Consider the following 17,786-nt stretch of genomic DNA (forward strand, 5'->3'; position numbering starts at 1 on the left):
TCATCCCGCTGGTGCAAGCGCCACGGTGTCGGCGTGGACGATCCGGCTCGCGGTGCCGGCGTCCCCGCCGGCGTAGGACTCGGTCTCGGTGACGGCGATCCGCAGCGGACGCCGTTGGGCCTGCGGCACGTCGAGCGCGAGGCTGTCGCCCAACTTTCCGGCGGCCGCGGTGAGGGTCGTCCAGCCGGACGCCCCGATCAGGCCGTCCGAGGCACCGCGGGGATCACCGGCGAACGCCTGGAGTTCCGCGCGGACGGTGGTCGGCGCCGCCCCGCCCGGGCTGGGGCTGGTGAGGACGACCGTCACCCGGCCGGCGCCGCGCGTCACGGTGAGGTCGCGGTGCGGGAAGAGCTGCAGCGGCTCGGTGCGGATCGGCGGAGACAGCCGTTGACCGCGGTCGGCGGTTTCGGCCTGGTAGCGGCACAGCGCCAGCTGGACGAACGGAAAGTACGCCGCCTCCGCCAGCGGGGCCAGGTCGAGATCGGCGAACCAACAGTCGGCGTCCTTGTCGTAGTTGCGGTCGAAGTCCAGGGCAGTGACCACCGCCGTGACCGTCTTGCCGAGCTCCGGCAGGTGCACCGACTCCTTGACGGTGGCCGTGAAGTGGCCGGGGTCCAGGATGGCCGCCGGTGCCGCAGTGGTGCGTAACGGGTCCCGACCGGCAAGGCTCAGGTACGCGAGTTCCCTGACCGCGGGGGGCGACGCCGGCTGCGGCCACACGACGACGGCGAGCGCCTCCTCCACCCCGGTGGCGAACCAGGGTCGTTCCAGCAGGACCCGCAGCCCGCCGCCGCGGCGTGACGAGCGGATGACGGTGCCGCCGTCGCTTCGGGACCACCGGAACGTCGGTATGACGCCGCGGACCTTGGGCGCGGGTGGCCGGGCCGTGCTGGGCACGTCCGTGGCGTCCAGGGTGCCGTGCACCGTGCACGCGCCCGTGTCCCGGTCGGTGACCCGCTGGAAGTAGTCACGGAATCGGGAGATCGCGGCGACCGTGTAGCGGACCTTGCGCCGGCGGGTGTCGGCGAACTCCTGGCGGATCCGGGGGAACGCCCCGTTCGGCGGTGCCACCAGCGGCGGCTTGTGCGCGATGTCGTACGAGCCGACGCCTACCGCCACGGCGGTCCGGCGGGGGGCCGCAGGTGGCCGGTCGTCGATGTCGGTCCACTCGGCTCGCAGGTCGATGCGGCCGGTGCTGCGCACGTCGATGGCGAGCTTCGAGGTGTTGAGCACCGCATGGGTGTCGCCCATGGACCGCTCGGCGGTGAGCTGGCCGCTCGGGTCGCGCAGGGGGCGCTGCACGGCGTGCACCATGGTCACCGTCCGGGGCGGGGTCACCAGCGGGTTGCGCCCGTAGTAGATGCTCGCGTTGACCGGATGGCCGGTGTCGTGCGGGGAGGCGCCGGCCCAGTATGCGACGCCGAGCCAGGAATAGACGTAGTCGACGGCGGGGCAGGAGACGATGTCCACGGTCACCTGCTCGGCGGGGCCCAACTCGACGGTGAAGGTGCGGTCGTTGCCGACCATCGAGTGCCGGGCGGTGCAACCCGCCGCGGCGGCCACGACCTTCAACGCGATGGGCCGTCGGTCGGGCCAGTCGCCCTTCCAGGAGAAGTGGAACCGGTCGAAGCCGGCCGTGCCACCGGCCCCGCCGGTGCCCGGGTCGGTAGGCCGGGACCGTACCCGCATCGCGACGGAGGCCACCACGAAGTCCGGCAGCCACGGCAGGGCGGCGGGCGCCTCGGGCACGACGAAGTAGCAGCCGGCTTCGGTGCCGCCGCCCTGGGTCAGGACCGCTCCCAGGTCGCCCAGGTCGCCGTCGGCGCGCCGGGCGAGGTCGAACTGTCGGCGGACCACGTCGTCGGCTGCCCCGGGGCCGAGCGCCGTGTCGAGGGCCGTCGGGTGTTGCAGGGCCAGTTCCAGGGAACTCTTCGGCGCGTACAGGTAGCGCAAGTCGACCGCCCGGTAGCCGTGCCGCGCGGCGTAGGCGTCCGCGGTGACGCCCCGGTCGCTGCGGATGACCATCTGGTCCTGCCCGGCGCCGTCGACGTAGGGGGCGGTCGGGGCCAGTTCCGGCGGCAGCAGCGGCTCGAAGCGGCGGTGGACGAACGGCTCGGTAACTTCCTCGTCGGCGCCGACCTGCTGTCGGCGCAGCCCGCCGCCGGCGAGGTCGACCAGCCGCACCCGCAGCCGGTACGTGCGTCCGAACCGCAGCCGGGGCAGCGAGCCGCGCTCCAGGTCGACCCGCGCGGTGAACGGCACGGGCGGCGTGGCCCCGCCGGTCTGGTCGTCGACCCGCTCCGGGCGGGGGACCACCAGGCTCCAGCCGGTCCAGCGGGCCACCGTCTCGTGAATGTACAGCGCGTCGGCCGCGCCGGCGCCGGTGGCGGCCGACTCGGGGCGGACATAGCCCTCGTCGAGCAGGCCCGTCCCGGACCCGATCTGCACCGAACCGACCGTGTACCCCACCCGGCGCTGGCACAGCGACCGCCACTGCCCGCCGTCGAGCACGTCGACGCGGTAGCCGGCGACGAGATTGTCCGCCGTCAACGGCGAGCCCTCGAGCTTGCTCGGCGTGTCCCGCTCGCCGGCCCTGCGTAGCCGCGCCTCGTGGTCGCCCTTGCGGTTGCCGTCCACGAGGGCGAACCCCATCGAGCGCAGGGCAGGCAGTCCCGCGGTGGGCGCCGCCGTCGACGGCGGCGCGCCGCCGTCCGACCGCGCGGCGGCGACCATGCGCAGCGCGGCGCCGTCGACGTCGAACGGCACGATCTCGAACCGCAGGTTCGGTGCCTCGCCCAGCAGTTTGGTGCCCGCCAGCGGCAGCATGCCCGGCGATCGTTGTCCCCCGGACGGTGCCGGTACGAATCGCGACCCGGTCAGCGTGTAGGCGGTCCTCGGGCGTACGTCCTCCTGGAGCGCCTGCGCCCAGCCGTCGGCCGGGTTCGGGTCCGCGCTGGGCCACCGCGGCTCGACCCGGATCTCGTTGGCGCCCGCGCCGGTCAGCTCCGGCACCGGCACGGCGAAGTCCATCAGCAGCCCGAGTGCGCGTAGCAGGATGGGGTGGTCGGCCAGGCGGGCGACCTGGTCGTGGAAGTCCAGCTCCTGCGCCGTCGCCTCCGCCTCGAACGGGGTGACGCCGTCGCGGCGGTAGAACTCGTACGCCCGTTGAAGGGGCGCGGCGGCCCGGGTCGCCGCGTCGGCGTCGGGGCCGCCCAGGGCCGCCGCCTGCCAGGACTGGGTGATGTCCCGCAGCGCCGTCTGTCGGCGCTCGCTCTGCTCGTGGTCGTCGCCGGAGAGGTAGGCCAGGGTGCGCGCGGTGGCCCGGAAGGCGCTCTTGATCTCCGCGCCGGCGTCGCGGGCGGGGAAGTCGTGGTACCGGCGGCCCTGGTAGGTGGTCAGGGCGTGGGGCCGCACCGGCATGGTGGCGGGGAACATCTGCCGCCATGCGGCCGTCTGTTGGTCGGTGGTGAACTGGACCTTGCGGTCGTCCTCGGTGACCAGCGGGACGGGGGTGGCGGTGAGCTGCCGGTCGGTCCGGTACGCGGTGAAGCGCACGGCGGCCAGCCGTTGCGGCCAGGACTGCATCCCGAACTGCCCGAGCGTGAGCCGCGTTCCGGGCGGGCCGATCAGTTTCGGGGTGAGCAGCAGCGAGAACAGCGCCCGTTGCTGGCCGTCGGGCTCGACCCGGCCGCTGGGGATGACGGTCCAGACGAACTGGCGCCTCAGGTTCGGCGGTGGTGCCATTCCTATCCTCCCGCGAACGCCTGGCAGTAGTCGCGCCAGGGGAACGACGATCCGACCGGGCCCAGCGCCTTCTCCACCGAGAACCCGGTCGCGGGGGCGCACACGGCCTCGGCGGCGAGTGTCTGCTCCGAGCCGACGAACGTCTTCTCGCACGTGATCTCGACGGAGGTCGACCAGAAGGTGAGATCCACCGCGATGACGAGCTTGGCGGCGCCGCGCAGCTTGTTCGGCACCACGTAGGTGAGGCTGATGGTGAGCTCGACCGATACGGAGATCAGCCCGAGCACCCGCACCGATCCGCCGATGCGCAGGTAGCCGGTGATCTCGACCTCGCCGCGCTGTTTGACGAACACGATGCCGCCGAAGACGTGCACCTCGCCGGAGGCGACGCCGAAACTCATCGCCACGCTGGCGCCGAACTCGATGCCGCCGACGAACCGTTCCAGCCCTGAGTCGGTCCCCCCGGCCCGGACGCCCAACTCCAGGTAGCCGCCGCCGCCGAATCCCATCACGGTCACCAGGAACGGGCTGCCCCTGGTGCCGAAGGCGAAGTCGAGCGTGACCGGCTCCCCGACGAACGACAGGGTGACGCCGGCCTGCAGGCGCAGGTTCTGCAGCGTGAACAGTCCCATCCCGAGCGGCGTGGGGATGGCGACGGCGTACCGGACCCGGACGTCGCGAGCGGAGATCTCCACCGTGGGTGCGCTGCGGCCGACGGCGGCCAGGTGCTTGCCGAGCCGCTGGACGAACCGTAGTTTGCGGCCCAGCGCCGCGGAGGTGATCGTGAACGCGGTCGTCGGCAGCTTGCCGGTCTCGGCGCGGAACGTCAGCTCGGAGAAGTCGAGCCGGACCAGGGGGTCGGCCGGGGTGGGGATGCCGATGACGAAGTTGGTGACCGCGCCGAACACGGTCGTCTTCGGCGAGCCGTCGCCGGTGCCCGTCCGCGCGGTGATCCTCACCTCGCACGCCTTGGCCGGCGGCGCGGTCACGGGCTGGAACGGGCCGCTGCTCCTGGTCGGCTTCATGGTCCATTCGAGGGTGGCCTGCGGCGTGGGGGTCTGCGACCAGACGATGGTCGGCGGGCGGTCGACGGTGGAGACGATCTCCGCCAGCGGCACGATGCCGAGCAGCTTCGCGCCTCGGTCGAACAGCTGGGCGGGGTTCGTGGGCAGGTTCGCGACCGTGGCGCCCAGCACCCGGTGGATCCGGTTGACGGCCATGTTGGGCGAGGCGATCGCGCCGGTCTGGGCGAAGCCGAGGTTCAGGCTTCGGGAGGCGAACTGGAGCAGGAAGTCGGGCGGGGTGGTGGCCGTCGAGGCGCGCACCTCCGGCGCGAGTGTGGCGGGGATGGCCGGCATGTCCTGCCCCAGCAGTTGCTTGACGGCGGGCAGCGTCACGTCGATCTGGGCGAGTCGGGGGTGGAAGCCCACGCCGCTGGCGACGGGGTTCGCGCCGAAGACCAGCGCGGCGACCTGCTGGCTGGCGCCCTCGACGGCCTCCACGGTCTGTTGCGCGGTCCGGCGCACGGCCAGCGGTATGAACCGGTTCACGACGGCGGCCGGGGGTGCCGCGGCGGCGATCCCGGTGCGGGGGCCGCGGGCGTACGTGTCGCCGAGTTGCTGGGCGGTCAGGGTGCCGTCGCCGAACAGCAGGGGCAGCCGCATGGTGACGGCCTCGCCGGCCGCCCAGGCGCGGATGGTGAACTGCACGGCGGTGCCGCCCTGCCTGGGCCAGAAGGTGTGTTCGTCGTCGGGCTGGTCCAACGGGACGATCTGCACGGGCTCGATCTCGACCCGCTGGAACGGGAACTCCCGCTCGTGGCTGGCGTCGATGCCGTACCGGCACACGGGTTCGGTGACGATCAGGGCGATGGTGCGTTGCAGGCCTGCGACCTTCGTGGCGGTGTCGAAGCGCCGCTCGGTCACCTCCACCACGGCCGCCCGGTGGCCGAACGGAAAGAGCGCGCCGCGCTTGTGCAGCCGCACGTAGTAGTCGCGCCCCATCGCGGCCCGGTGGGTCCACTGCAGCGCCGGGTAGTCGACCGAGCCGGAGAACCAGGCGCCGCAGGCGGTGAGGATCAGCTTCTCCGTGGCCACGGGCTGGGTGGGGTTTCTGCAGCCCTGGTCGGCGATCGTGGTCACGCTGGTGCCCAGCGGCGTGCCGAACGAGCTCTCCACCGGCAGGCTCGCGAAGGGGTAGACGTCGGCGTACCCGGAGGCGGTGGGCGCGACGATGCGGGTGTGCCACATCGGGCTGACGGCGTCGCCGGCGGGCGGCGGGGCGCTGCGGTGCCGGCACCGCGCCCTGACGTCGAGCGCGAGCAGCAGCCGCCACGGCAGTTCGAGGGCGCTGGCCCGCCCGCGCTCCCGGGGTTCGACGATCAGCGGCAGGGTGTTCATCGCGGCGAGCACGCCCTCGACGCTCTGGGCGACCACCTGGTTGCGGGGCACCCGGAAGTACAGGCTGGACGGGCCCGCCAGCCGTCCCTGGCTGGTCGTGGAGCCGGGGGCGAGCACGGACTCGGCGAGGTGCTGCGGCGGCAGGTCAACGATCAGTTGGCCGTCGGCGTCCGCGGCGACCCATTCCGCGACGCCGGTGGCGCTCACCCGTTCCCGCAGCCCGGTCGTGCGCACCGTGAACGAGACGAGGTCGCGGGGACGCAGCGCGGTGACGGCGGCGGCGGTCGCCGCGGCCGGGTCACGACGGGCCGCAGCGACGGGGGGATCGCCGGCGCCGCCCGCCGCCGGGTCGGCGGGCGGCGCGCCGGCGTCCGGCAGGTCGCTCACGGCGCGCTGCGCGTTCCCGCGGCGGCCGTGTCGTAGGCCGGCGTCTGCGCCGTCGGCGGGAGTTGCGCCTGGGAGGTGTCGGTCTTGCGGACGCCCCACAGCGGCTCGGGGGGTCGGCCGTCCTGCCAGAACTGTACCGGCACGACGGTCGACGGGTCGGCTGTCTGCAGGCCGAGGAAGAACTGGTAGAGGTCGAAGCCCTGGTACTGCCCGTTCGGCGCGCCGCCGATGATCTCGACCAGGGCCAGGTGCAGGTGCGGCGGGATTCCGCCGAAGCGGTGGATGGTGCCGAGAAAGTCGCCGCGGGCGACCGTCGAGCCCACTCCCAGCCCATCCGGCAGGTTGGTCAGGTGGGTGTAGAAGCCGCCCATCATGTCGTTCGGGGAGCGCATGAAGATCTGCGCGCCGTAGACCCTGCCGTTGTCCTGCGCCGGGTTGTGCGGCTGGAACCGGGTGATGTGGCCGTCGAACGCGGCGTACACCGGGGTGCCCTGCACTCCGCCGATGTCCATGCCGTACCTGATGTACCAGTTCACCCCGACATGGCCGCCCTGATTCGGGCCGCCGTGCCCCTGGGTGAAGCCGGCCGTGTCCACCGGCGCGGACATGTCCATCGTGAAGGGGTTGGCCGACTGGATCAGCGCGTCGCGGCGGGTCGGCTTGCGCACGTAGGGCGGCAGCAGCGCGGCGATCTCGACCGGTATCTCGTCGGAGTCCCAGGCCAGGCTCGCGCCGGGGATGACGCCCTCGACCTCCTGGATCTTGTCCTGCATGACCTCCATCTGCCGGTCGGTGAGGTTCCCCACCCGCGTCGACACCGGGATGTTGAGGGCGGCAGCCACGGCGTTGGCGTACGCGACGGGGTTGTTGCCGTCGGAGGCCGGGGCGTACTTCTTGAACGCGTCCAGGATGGACAGGTTCACGTACTGGTCGGACCGCAGCAGCAGGGCGATCGCCTGGTAGCCGGCCGCCCAGGTGGGGAAGATCAGGAAGTTGTGCCAGTTGAACTTGCCCGGGTACTGCCCGAAGTTGGGGCCGCCGGGGCGCCCGGTGATGTTTCCGGGGTTGTTGTTGAGCCAGGCGAAGCTGCCCTCGTAGTTGCGCATGTGCGGCCGGCCGCGGGCGATCTCGTCGGCGTGGACGACGAAATTGCAGATCTCCTTACCGTGCCCCTGGTAGTCGTTCGGGTCGTGCGGGTCCGAACCCGGAAACCACTGCGCACGTGGGATGTTCTGGTCGAAGGAGATCCGGTGGTTCCAATACCACACGTGGTCGCCGAGTTCCAGTCCCATCATGCACCTCTCAACACGAGCGGCTGCGCCGCACAATGTGTCACGCGACGGTCAGCGCCGGTGCCCGGCTCGTTGGCGTATTCGCGCGGTTGACGGGTCGACCATATGGGCGTTTGCTGGCGAAGTCTCCCGATTCGCCCGTCCTTCCGGGCGGCGCGCGGGTCGGATCACCCGCGCGGGTGATCCGCCGGTGACCGGGCCGGCGGGGGAGGGTGGGCCGGCGAGGCTAGCGGCCGCCGAGGTCGCCGGCGCGGTAGTGCCGCCGGCACAGCACCTGGTAGCGCACCTCGGCGGTGTCGACGGTGTCACCGATGACGACCTGTTCGCCCTCGCGAGCCACCCGGCCGTCGACGACGCGGGCGTTGAGCAGCCCCTCGCGGCCGCACCAGCACAGCACCTCGACCTGGATGCGGGCGACGGAGTCGGCCAGTTCGAACAGCCGCTGGGCGGCGGGGAACAGGCAGGACCGGAAGTCGGTGGCCAGGCCGAAGGCGTACACGTCGACGTCGTAGTTGTCGACCAGGTCGGCCATCTGGTCGATGTGTTCGAGGTTGTAGAACGACGCCTCGTCGCAGATCAGGTAGTCCACGCGTACGCCCTCGGCCCACGCGTCGCGGACCAGGTCACGCAGGTCGAGGGTGTCGGTGACCTCGACGGCGGCGTGGGCCAGGCCGATGCGGGTGGTGACCTGTGGGCCCAGCGAGCGGTCGATGCGGGTGGTGACCAGGCCGCGGCGGCCCTGCCGGGCGTGGTTGTGGTTCATCTGCAACGCCATCGTGGACTTGCCGCAGTCCATCGGCCCCCAGAAGAACTTCAGCGCGGCGGCGTGCAGCGGCCGGCCGTCGACGGCGCGGGCGGCGGCGCAGCCGGCGCGCAGGTCGTCCGGGCCCGGTAGGGGGCGGGCCAGGCAGATCGGGGCGGCAGCGGCGTCGTCGGTCACGTCCGGGCAGCCTAGTCGATCGACCCTCGACGATCAGGCTGGTGCGGCGCCGGCCGGCGCCGCACCAGCGGACGGTCACAGCACCCGGGGCGGGGTGTTGCCGGCGGCGACGATGGCCCGCCGGATGGGTACGGCGGCCAGCAGCGCGAACCCGAGCACGAAGAAGATCAGCAGGGAGACCAGGCCCACCCGGTAGGAGGAGGTGAGCTGGAACACCAGGCCGAACGCCAGCGGCCCGAGCCAGCTGGTGCCCTTGTCGCTGATCTCGTAGAACCCGTAGTACTCGCCCTCCTTGCCGGCGGGGATGAGCTGGCTGAACAGCGACCGGCTCAGCGCCTGGCTGCCGCCGAGGACCAGGCCGATGGCCCCGCCGAGGACCATGAACGGCAGCGGGGCCTCCGCCGGCAGCCGGAACGCCGCCACGATCACCCCCGTCCACAGTACGAGGCTGAGCAGCACGGTCTTCCAGGCGCCGATTCGGCGGGCCAGGGCGCCGAGGGCGAGGGCGCCGCCGAAGGCGAGGAACTGCACCAGCAGGATGGTGACGATCAGGGTGCCCTGCTCCAGCCGCAGCTCCTCGGTGCCGTACTGGCTGGCGAGGGTGATGACGGTCTGGATGCCGTCGTTGTAGACGAGGAAGGCCAGCAGGAAGAACAGCGTCAGCGGGTACGCCTTCATCTCCCGCACCGTGCGGCCGAGTTGCCGGAACCCGTCGGTGAGCACGTTGCCGCCGCCGCGTAGCGCCTCGGCGGTGGGGCGGTCGCGCAGCCAGCGCAGCGGCAGCAGGGTGAACGCCGCCCACCACACCCCCGCCGAGACGATCGACCAGCGGGCCAGGTCCAGGGTGCGCTGCGGGTTGCCCTCCTCGCTGAGCGTGCTGACCGCGACGAGGTTCAGCGCGAGCAGCACCCCGCCGCCGAGGTAGCCGATGGCCCAGCCGCGGCTGGAGATGGCGTCGCGTTCGTCGGGGCCGCCCAGTTGCGGCAGGAACGAGTTGTAGACCACCACGGCGGCGCCGAAGGAGATGTTGGCGACGAGGAACAGCACCCCGCCGAGCAGGTACCGGTCGCCGGTGACGAACGCCATGCCGATGGTGGCGCCGGCGCCGGTGAACGCCGCGGCGCCGAGCAGCCTCCGCTTGTGCGTCGTCCGGTCGGCGATCGCCCCGACCACGGGCAGCACGAACACGGTGAGGAACACCGACAGGGAGATCAGGTACGGGTAGTAGGAGCCGGCGGCGACGCGGATGCCCAGCGGGTGGACGTAACCGTCGCAGCTGTCGGCGCCGAGTTCGCAGCCGGCGGCCAGCTCGGCGACGGTGGTCAGGAACGGGCCGAGGAACACGGTGATGACGGTGGTCTGGAAGGCCGAGTTGGCCCAGTCGTACAGGTACCAGCCGCGCCGCTCGCGGGCGGTGCTGGCCGGCGGTGGGGTGTCCACCGCCGGGGTGACGGTCTCGGCCATCGGTTTCCTTGTCTCAGGCGGCCCAGTGGCCGCGGCTGCGGTAGACGTCGCGCAGCACGCCGACGTGATCGGTCATCATGCCATCCACCCCAAGATCAAGTAACTCGTGCATCTCGGCAGGTTCGTCGATCGTCCAGACGTGCACGTGCAGCCCGAGCCGGTGGGCGTAGGCGAGGAACCGGCGGTCGACCACCCGGACGCGTCCGTAGCGGGGCGGCACCTGCGCGGCCACCACCGACGGGGGCAGCCGCACCGGCCGGCCGTGCAGCGAGGCCATGCGCAGCCGGGCCACGCCGCGCATGCCGAGGCCGGTGGCGACGCGCCCCTGCGTGAGCACCCGCAGCCGGGCCAGCCGGGCGTCGCTGAACGAGGCCAGCAGCACCCGGTCACCGGCGCCGGCCCGGGGCACGGTGTGCGCGGTCGGCTCGACCGCGCGGTCGGCCTTGACGTCGATGTTGAACCGCACGTCGGGCCAGGCGCCGAGCACCTCGTCGAGGCGGGGCACCAGGGCGGCCCCGCCGACGCGTACCGAAGTCAGGTCGGCCCAGCGCAGGTCGGCGATGCGGCCGCGTTCACCGGTGACCCGCTCGAGGGTGGGGTCGTGGAACACGACGGCGATCCCGTCGGCGGTGGCGTGTACGTCGGTCTCGACGTACCGGTAGCCGAGGGCGACGGCGCGGGCGAACGCGGCGGCGGTGTTCTCGTCGCCGTCGGCGGCGCCGCCGCGGTGGGCGAAGGCCAGCGGCGCGGGGGCGTCGAGGTAGCCGGACGGGGGCTGCACGCCCGGCAGTATGCCGGGCGTGGGTGGCCTCCCGGTGACCGGCCGGCGACGTTATGCGCGTCATGGCGGCGACATGGCGCGAACCGGGTCGCCCGGACCGCGCCATGTCGGCGACATCGCGTTCCGGGCGGACCCGGCGGGCGGTCACGCCGGGGGCCGGCGGCGGTGGGAGCGGCTGGTGTCGCTGGGGCGTCCGGGGTCGACGTGCCGGGGCCGGTCGGGCTCGTCGGGACGCAGCGGCCCGAGCGTGTCGGTGATCGCGTCGATGATCCGCTCGGTGGCGCGCAGGGCGGCGCCCGGCGCGGCGGGGTCGATGTCGGCCAGGTCGACGGGGTCGCCGAAGCGCACGTGCGCCACGGGGCGGCGCAGCAGGGCCCGGCCGACGGCCCCGGCCAGGCCGCGGGGCGTCCGGTACGGCAGCACCTCGTGGGCGCCCCACTGGGCGACCGGGATCACGACGGCGCCGGTGGCCAGGGCGAGGCGGGCCGCGCCGGTCTTGCCGCGCTCGGGCCACATGCCGGGGTCGAGGCCGATGCGGCCCTCGGGATAGACCAGGACCACCGAGCCCTCGGCGACGGCACGGGCGGCGGCGTCGAGGGCCTGGTGCACGGCGGCGGTGCCCCGGTCGACGCGGATGTGCCCGGCGTGGCGCATGGCGGCGCCGACGACGGGGGCGCGGAACAGCCCGGCGGTGGCCATGATCCGTGGCGCGACGCCCCGGGCGCGGCAGGCGGCGGCCATGACGATCGGGTCGAACGGGCTGATGTGGTTGGCGGCGAGGATCAGCGGCCCGCGGCGCAGGTGCGCGGGAACCTCGCCGCTGACCCGCAGGCGGGCCAGGGCGCCGACGACGGCGCGGGCGAGCAGTTGGGCGCCGCGCCAGATCAGGGGCGGGCGCCAGGTGTCGGTCGGGGTGTCCATCAGCGGTTGATCGTCGCACGGCCGCGCCGGCCGGACGCGGCCGGGCGGGATCCCGGGCTGGGCGGCCGGGGTGAGCAAGGTCATTGGTCCCGGGCGGGATCGGGACCTGCTGCCCTGCCGATCCGTCTACGACGGCGAGTAGTATTTACTACGTCCCGTAGTACGAAGGCTGGGGGGTTCCAGGTGGACGCGTTGGACGTCGCCCGCTGGCAGTTCGGTGTCACCACCGTCTACCACTTCCTGTTCGTGCCGTTGACCATCGGCCTGTCCGTGCTGGTCGCGATCCTGCAGACCCGGTGGCACCGCACCGGCGACGAGCGCTACCTCAAGCTCACCAGGTTCTACGGCAAGCTGTTCCTCATCAACTTCGCCATGGGCGTGGTCACCGGCATCGTTCAGGAGTTCCAGTTCGGCATGAACTGGAGCGACTACTCCCGCTTCGTCGGCGACATCTTCGGCGCCCCCCTGGCGATCGAGGCCCTCGTCGCGTTCTTCCTCGAATCCACCTTCATCGGACTGTGGATCTTCGGCTGGGACCGGCTGCCCAAACGCCTGCACCTGGCCGCCATCTGGGCCGCCGCCATCGGCAGCAACCTGTCGGCCTACTTCATCCTCGCCGCCAACTCGTTCATGCAGAACCCCGTCGGCTACCGGATCAACCCCGACACCGGACGCGCCGAGCTCACCGACTTCCTGGCCGTGCTCACCAACAAGGTCGCCCTCGTCACGTTCCCCCACACCATCGCCGGCTCGTTCCTCGTCGCCGGGTCACTCGTCGTCGCCGTCGGCCTGTGGCACCTCGTCCGCAACCGCGACAGCGCCGACACCCCCGCCTACCGCTACGCCACCCGCTTCGGCGCCTGGGTCGTCATGATCGCCACCGCCGGGGTGCTCGTCACCGGCGACATCCAGGGCAAGATCATGACCGAGGTGCAGCCGATGAAGATGGCCGCCGCCGAGGGCCTCTACACCACCGAGAGCCCCGCGGCGTTCTCCGTGCTCACCGTCGGCAGCCTCGACGGCAGCCGCGAGGTCTTCGCCATCAAGATCCCCTACCTGCTGTCGTTCCTCGGCACCGGCGACCCCAACGGCACCGTGCAGGGCATCAACGACCTGCAGGCCCAGTACGCCAGCCAGTACGGCCCCGGCAGCTACACCCCGATCATCCCCGTCACCTACTGGAGCTTCCGCTTCATGATCGCCTTCGGGCTGGCCGCCGCCGCGATCGCCGTGCTCGTCCTGTGGGCGCAGCGCCGCGGCCGCACCCCCACCAGCCGCTGGCTGCTGCGCGCCGGCCTGGCCATGCCCGTGCTGCCCCTGCTCGCCAACGCCTTCGGCTGGATCTTCACCGAGATGGGCCGCCAACCCTGGATCGTCTTCGGCGAGATGCTCACCCGCGACGGCGTGTCCCGCAGCGTCTCCCTGACCGAGGTGCTCACCTCCTTCACCGCCTTCACCCTCGTCTACGCCACCCTCGCCGTCGTCGAGATCAAGCTCCTGCTGCGGTACGCCAAAGCCGGCGTACCCGACCTGACCCCCGCGCCCGAACCCACCGACACCGACGACGCCGAGCGTCCGCTCGCCTTCGCCTACTGACCTGCGGAGCCCACCGTGGAACTGACCACCGTCTGGTTTCTCCTCGTCGCCGTGCTCTTCACCGGCTACTTCGTCCTCGAGGGCTTCGACTTCGGCGTCGGCATGCTGCTGCCCGTCCTCGGCCGTGACGACCGGGAACGCCGCGTCCTGATCAACACCATCGGCCCCGTCTGGGACGGCAACGAGGTCTGGCTCATCACCGCCGGCGGCGCCATGTTCGCCGCCTTCCCCGAGTGGTACGCCACCCTCTTCTCCGGCTTCTACCTGCCCCTGCTGCTGATCCTGCTGGCCCTCATCGCCCGCGGCGTCGCCTTCGAGTACCGGCACAAGCGCCCCGAGGCGTGGTGGAAGCGCCGCTGGGACACCGCCATCTTCCTCGGCTCGCTCGTCCCGGCCGTGCTGTGGGGCGTCGCGTTCGCCAACATCCTGCGCGGCGTGCCCCTTTCCGCCGACCACGAGTACGTCGGCGGCCTGCTCGACCTGCTCAACCCGTACGCCCTGCTCGGCGGCGCCACCACCGGCGCGCTGTTCCTCACCCACGGCGCCGTGTTCGTCGCCCTCAAGACCGTCGGCGACATCCGCCACCGCGCCCGCGCCCTCGCGGTACGCGCCGGCGCCGGCGCCGGCGTGCTCGCCGTGGCGTTCCTGGCCTGGACCCTGAGCATCCGCTCCAGCGCGGCCGCCGTCGCGCTCGCCGCCGTGGCGGCGCTGGCCCTGCTCGCCGCTGTGTCCGCCGCCCGCGTACGCCGCGAGGGCTGGGCGTTCACCGGCACCGCCGTGGCCGTCGCCCTGACCGTGGCGACCCTGTTCACCGCGCTGTACCCGAACCTGCTGCCCTCCACCGCCGACCCCGCCGGCACCCTGACCGCCGCCAACGCCGCCTCCACCGGCTACACCCTGAAGATCATGACCTGGGTCGCCGTCGTGTTCACCCCGATCGTGCTGGCCTACCAGGGCTGGACCTACTGGGTGTTCCGCAGGCGCATCGGCGTCGCCCACATCCCGCGGCACTGACCCACCCCGTGGCCGGGGGGACCCGCCCCCGGCCACGGAAAAACCGGTTTGGCGCCGGCCGAGCCGTGGCTACCGTCGGCAGGTGCACCCCGTCGCCGCCATCCGTGAACTCACCCCCGACGACATTCCCGCCGCCTGGACCCTCGGCGGCCACGCGTTCGGCTCCGACCCGCAACCCCCACCGGACGCCACCACCCGCGCCCGGCCCGGCATGACCGGCTACGGCGCGTTCGACCCCGCCGGGCGGCTGTGCGGCAAGGCCGTCGACCTGCACCACGAGCAGTGGTGGTCCGGCCGGACCGTGCCCGCCGTCGGCGTCGCCGGCGTCGCCGTCGCCCCCGAGGCCCGCGGCCGCGGCGTCGCCCGCACCCTGCTGGCCGCCCTGCTGCGCGGCGCCCGCGAGCGCGGCGCCGCCGTCAGCGCCCTGTATCCCACCACCACCGGCCCGTACCGGGCCTGCGGCTGGGAGGTCGCCGGCACCCTGCGCACCGTCGACCTGGCCGCCGCCGACCTGCCCCGCCACCGGCCCGCCCCAGCGTCCGCGCCGCCGGCGCCGAGGACATGCCCGCCGTCGCCGGCCTGTACGACCGCGTCGCCCGCCACCGCCGCGGCCTGCTCACCCGCCGCGGCGAACTGTTCGACCACCTCGGCGCCACCACCGCCCTGCCCACCGACGGCGTCACCCTCGTCGAGGACGCCGGCGAACTGGTCGGCTACGCCAGTTGGGACCGCGGCCGCGGCGGCTACGGGCCCGATTCCGTCCTCACCGTCGAAGACGTCCTCGCCACCACCGCCGACGCGGCCCGGGAACTCGTCAGCGTCCTCGCCAGGTGGCGCAGCGTCGCCCCCACCCTGCGGCTGCGGCTGCTCGACGGCGACGCCGTCACCGCCCAACTGCCCCTGGATACGGTCCGTGAGCACCGGCAGCAGCCCTGGATGCACCGGCCCGTCGACCTGACCCGGGCCGTACGGGAGCGCGGCTGGCCGCCGCACGCGCGCGGCGTCGTCGACTTCACCCTCGACGACGACCTCGCCGACTGGAACACCGGCGCCTGGCGCCTGGAGGTCGCCGACGGCGCGGCCGAGCTGCGCCCGGCCACCGGCGAGCCAGCCCTGCACCTGAGCGTGCGCGGCTTCGCCCAGCTCTACGCCGGCGCCACCACCGCCGAGAGCCTCGTGCACGCCGGCCAGCTGCGACACGGCCCCGGCGTCGACCCCCGTGCCCTGGACCTGCTCGCCGCCGGCGGCCCCGCCCACCTGCTCGACTACTTCTGACCGGCCTCCCGACAGCGCCCGGAAGGCCCGCGCGCGGGGACACGTTCGGTCCACCGCGCGGGGGCCCTCGGCGGCCGTCAATACCCCACCCGGTGCACGCGGCCGCTGGACGTGTCCCCACCGGCTGTCGATCGACGGTACCGGCCGCGCGAACAGCCGATGCACCTTGCGTAATCAGGCTGTTACTTTTCGTGCCTGGACTCGGTGATCGCCTTATGTCGACAGGCATCCCGACACATGTGTTGGAGGGGACATGAGACGTGCTCGACCATTGATCGGGCTGGCCGCGCTCTGCCTCGTCATCCCGGCCGCCCCAGCGCTGGCCGCGACGACCGCCGAACCCGTGGACGCCGCGGCCAGCGCGATCTACAGCGTCAGCGGCGGCGAACTGACGGCCGGGCAGCAGGGCAGCGTGCCGTTCACCGTAGCCGCCGACGACTACACGCCGGCCGGGCACGGCCGGATGCTCATCGGCTTCACGCTCGACGCCGCGCCCGGCAGCGCCCTCGACCCGGGCATGATCGTGGTCCGCTCGAAGTCCGGCCCGCCGCCGTACGTCTCCGTGCCCTGGCGGGCCGACACCCCCGGCAGCAAGTCCAGCTTCACCGTCGCCGCCCTCGCCCCCGGCGGCGCCTACGACGTCCTGCTCAGATCCGACAGGAACACCTCCGGCGCATACCAGCTCTCCGCGTTCCTCGCCGGCGACGCCAACGCCGACTTCCAGGTCGACCAGGACGACCTGGTGCTCATCGACTCGCTGGCCGGCACCGCGTACGGTGCGCCCGCGTACTCGCCCTGGGCCGACGTGGACCGCAGCGGCAGGATCAACCGGTTCGACCGGATCGTCGCGGCGCTCAACCTCGGCGCGGCGACCCGACTGCGGCTGACCGTCGAGAACCCCCTCGACGAGGCGCTGCCCGCCGACGCGCTCGCGCTCACCGGCGCCGCGCCGGACGGCTTCAACGCCGTGTCGACCCCGGTGGCGTTCAGCCTCTCCGGGGCGCAGTTCCACGACGACCCGGCCGAGATGGCGCTCACCGTCAACGGCCACCGGGTGCCGGCCGACCGGATCGCCGTCGAGGCGCACCGGGTCACCGCGACCTCCGCGCTGACCGACGGCCGCAACGAGCTGCGGCTCGCCGGCGTCGACGCCATCGGCCGGCCCCTCTACCACACCGCCACCGTCTGGGCGGGCGCGAACACCCTGCGGGTCGACGTCGTGGACGACACCGGCGCGCCGGTCACCGACCCGGTGACCGTACGGGTCAGCCTCACCGACGACCAGGACGTCTTCACCGAGGACGCCACCTCCACCGGCCACCTGACCGTGCCCAACGTGCCGTCCCGCACCGTCCTGGTCAAGGCCACCGCGAGCGGCAACCGGCAGGGCGTCGCGGGCGTGTACGCCGGCGACGGGTCGGTCCGGGTCACGCTGCTCGGCTTCGCCCCGCCCAGCACGGTCGCCAACAACGACTTCAGCCAGGGCACGGCGGGCTGGAACACCGGCACCGCCCCCGTCACCATCGCCCCGCACGTGGAGGGCATCCCGAGCCTGGCCACCGCCGACGGCCTGTCGGCGCAGCGCGGACAGCGCGCCGCAACGCCGCCGATGACCCCGGCCACGCCTCCCGCCACCGACGCGAAGCCGACCCCGTCGAGCATCGTCGACAACGACCTGACCCTCGGCACCGCCGGGGAGGGCGAGCAGTCGGTGTCCCGCGCGTTCACCACCGACGCCGACGTCACCGCGGTACGCGTCCGCTACCGGTTCGTCACCAGCGAGGTGCCGGGTGGCTGGTTCGGCTCCGAGTTCAACGACTACTTCCGCGTCTCCCTGCGCAGCCAGCAGGGCGGCGGCTCGTCCGCCGAGGCCAACAGCTTAACGATCCCCACGGATAAATCCGGGGGATTTTCCTCCGGGGCCAGGCCCTGGATTCCCAGCTCGGACCGCACCTGATCCACCGTCCCGGAAG

At 73.0% G+C, this 17,786-nt stretch carries 11 protein-coding genes and 1 pseudogene; 5 read left to right on the forward strand and 7 right to left on the reverse strand.

Annotation, left to right across the window (positions count from 1 at the left end; translation table 11 throughout):
• The 7 genes from ACGFIZ_RS20925 to ACGFIZ_RS20955 form a co-directional block, all read right to left on the reverse strand.
• On the reverse strand, positions 1-3,744 hold the full coding sequence (locus ACGFIZ_RS20925) for a hypothetical protein (protein WP_393421550.1): 3,744 nt from the start codon (positions 3,742-3,744) through the stop codon (positions 1-3).
• Between the two features lie 2 nt (positions 3,745-3,746).
• Positions 3,747-6,530 (reverse strand): hypothetical protein, encoded by a 2,784-nt coding sequence (locus ACGFIZ_RS20930; RefSeq protein ID WP_393421552.1) that lies wholly within the window; start codon positions 6,528-6,530, stop codon positions 3,747-3,749.
• The gene (locus ACGFIZ_RS20935) at positions 6,527-7,825 is read right to left on the reverse strand and encodes a peptidoglycan DD-metalloendopeptidase family protein (protein ID WP_393421554.1); all 1,299 of its coding nucleotides are present in this window, start codon (positions 7,823-7,825) and stop codon (positions 6,527-6,529) included. The genes ACGFIZ_RS20930 and ACGFIZ_RS20935 overlap by 4 nt, the downstream gene beginning before the upstream one ends.
• 223 nt (positions 7,826-8,048) lie before the next feature.
• Entirely contained in the window at positions 8,049-8,762 is a 714-nt protein-coding gene (locus tag ACGFIZ_RS20940) for a thymidine kinase (RefSeq protein WP_393421555.1), read from the reverse strand.
• A 75-nt stretch (positions 8,763-8,837) separates the two neighbouring features.
• A complete protein-coding gene (locus ACGFIZ_RS20945; protein WP_393421557.1) occupies positions 8,838-10,226 on the reverse strand; it encodes an MFS transporter in 1,389 nt (462 codons plus the stop codon).
• 13 nt (positions 10,227-10,239) lie between these two features.
• Positions 10,240-11,007 carry a glycerophosphodiester phosphodiesterase gene (locus tag ACGFIZ_RS20950; RefSeq protein ID WP_393421559.1) on the reverse strand — a complete coding sequence of 256 codons (768 nt, stop codon included), beginning with the start codon at positions 11,005-11,007 and terminating at the stop codon, positions 10,240-10,242.
• 144 nt (positions 11,008-11,151) lie between these two features.
• On the reverse strand, positions 11,152-11,928 hold the full coding sequence (locus tag ACGFIZ_RS20955; protein ID WP_393421561.1) for a lysophospholipid acyltransferase family protein: 777 nt from the start codon (positions 11,926-11,928) through the stop codon (positions 11,152-11,154).
• Between the two features lie 183 nt (positions 11,929-12,111).
• Between ACGFIZ_RS20955 and ACGFIZ_RS20960 the strand changes: the two genes are divergently transcribed.
• The 5 genes and pseudogenes from ACGFIZ_RS20960 (at position 12,112) to ACGFIZ_RS20980 (ending at position 17,770) form a co-directional block, all read left to right on the forward strand.
• Positions 12,112-13,524 (forward strand): cytochrome ubiquinol oxidase subunit I, encoded by a 1,413-nt coding sequence (locus ACGFIZ_RS20960; protein WP_393421563.1) that lies wholly within the window; start codon positions 12,112-12,114, stop codon positions 13,522-13,524.
• A gap of 15 nt (positions 13,525-13,539) precedes the next feature.
• The gene (gene cydB / locus ACGFIZ_RS20965; RefSeq protein ID WP_393421565.1) at positions 13,540-14,538 is read left to right on the forward strand and encodes a cytochrome d ubiquinol oxidase subunit II; all 999 of its coding nucleotides are present in this window, start codon (positions 13,540-13,542) and stop codon (positions 14,536-14,538) included.
• A gap of 82 nt (positions 14,539-14,620) precedes the next feature.
• Positions 14,621-14,953: pseudogene (locus ACGFIZ_RS20970) on the forward strand (GNAT family N-acetyltransferase); the annotation flags it as partial.
• A 146-nt stretch (positions 14,954-15,099) separates the two neighbouring features.
• Positions 15,100-15,813 carry an enhanced intracellular survival protein Eis gene (eis, locus tag ACGFIZ_RS20975; protein WP_393421567.1) on the forward strand — a complete coding sequence of 238 codons (714 nt, stop codon included), beginning with the start codon at positions 15,100-15,102 and terminating at the stop codon, positions 15,811-15,813.
• Positions 15,814-16,066: 253 nt separating this feature from the next.
• Positions 16,067-17,770, forward strand: a complete 1,704-nt coding sequence (locus tag ACGFIZ_RS20980) for a hypothetical protein (protein WP_393421569.1) — start codon at positions 16,067-16,069, stop codon at positions 17,768-17,770.
• The last annotated feature ends 16 nt before the right edge of the window (positions 17,771-17,786 follow it).

The sequence above is a fragment of the Micromonospora sp. NPDC048830 genome, assembly GCF_043198215.1.
Taxonomy (GTDB): Bacteria; Actinomycetota; Actinomycetes; order Mycobacteriales; family Micromonosporaceae; genus Micromonospora.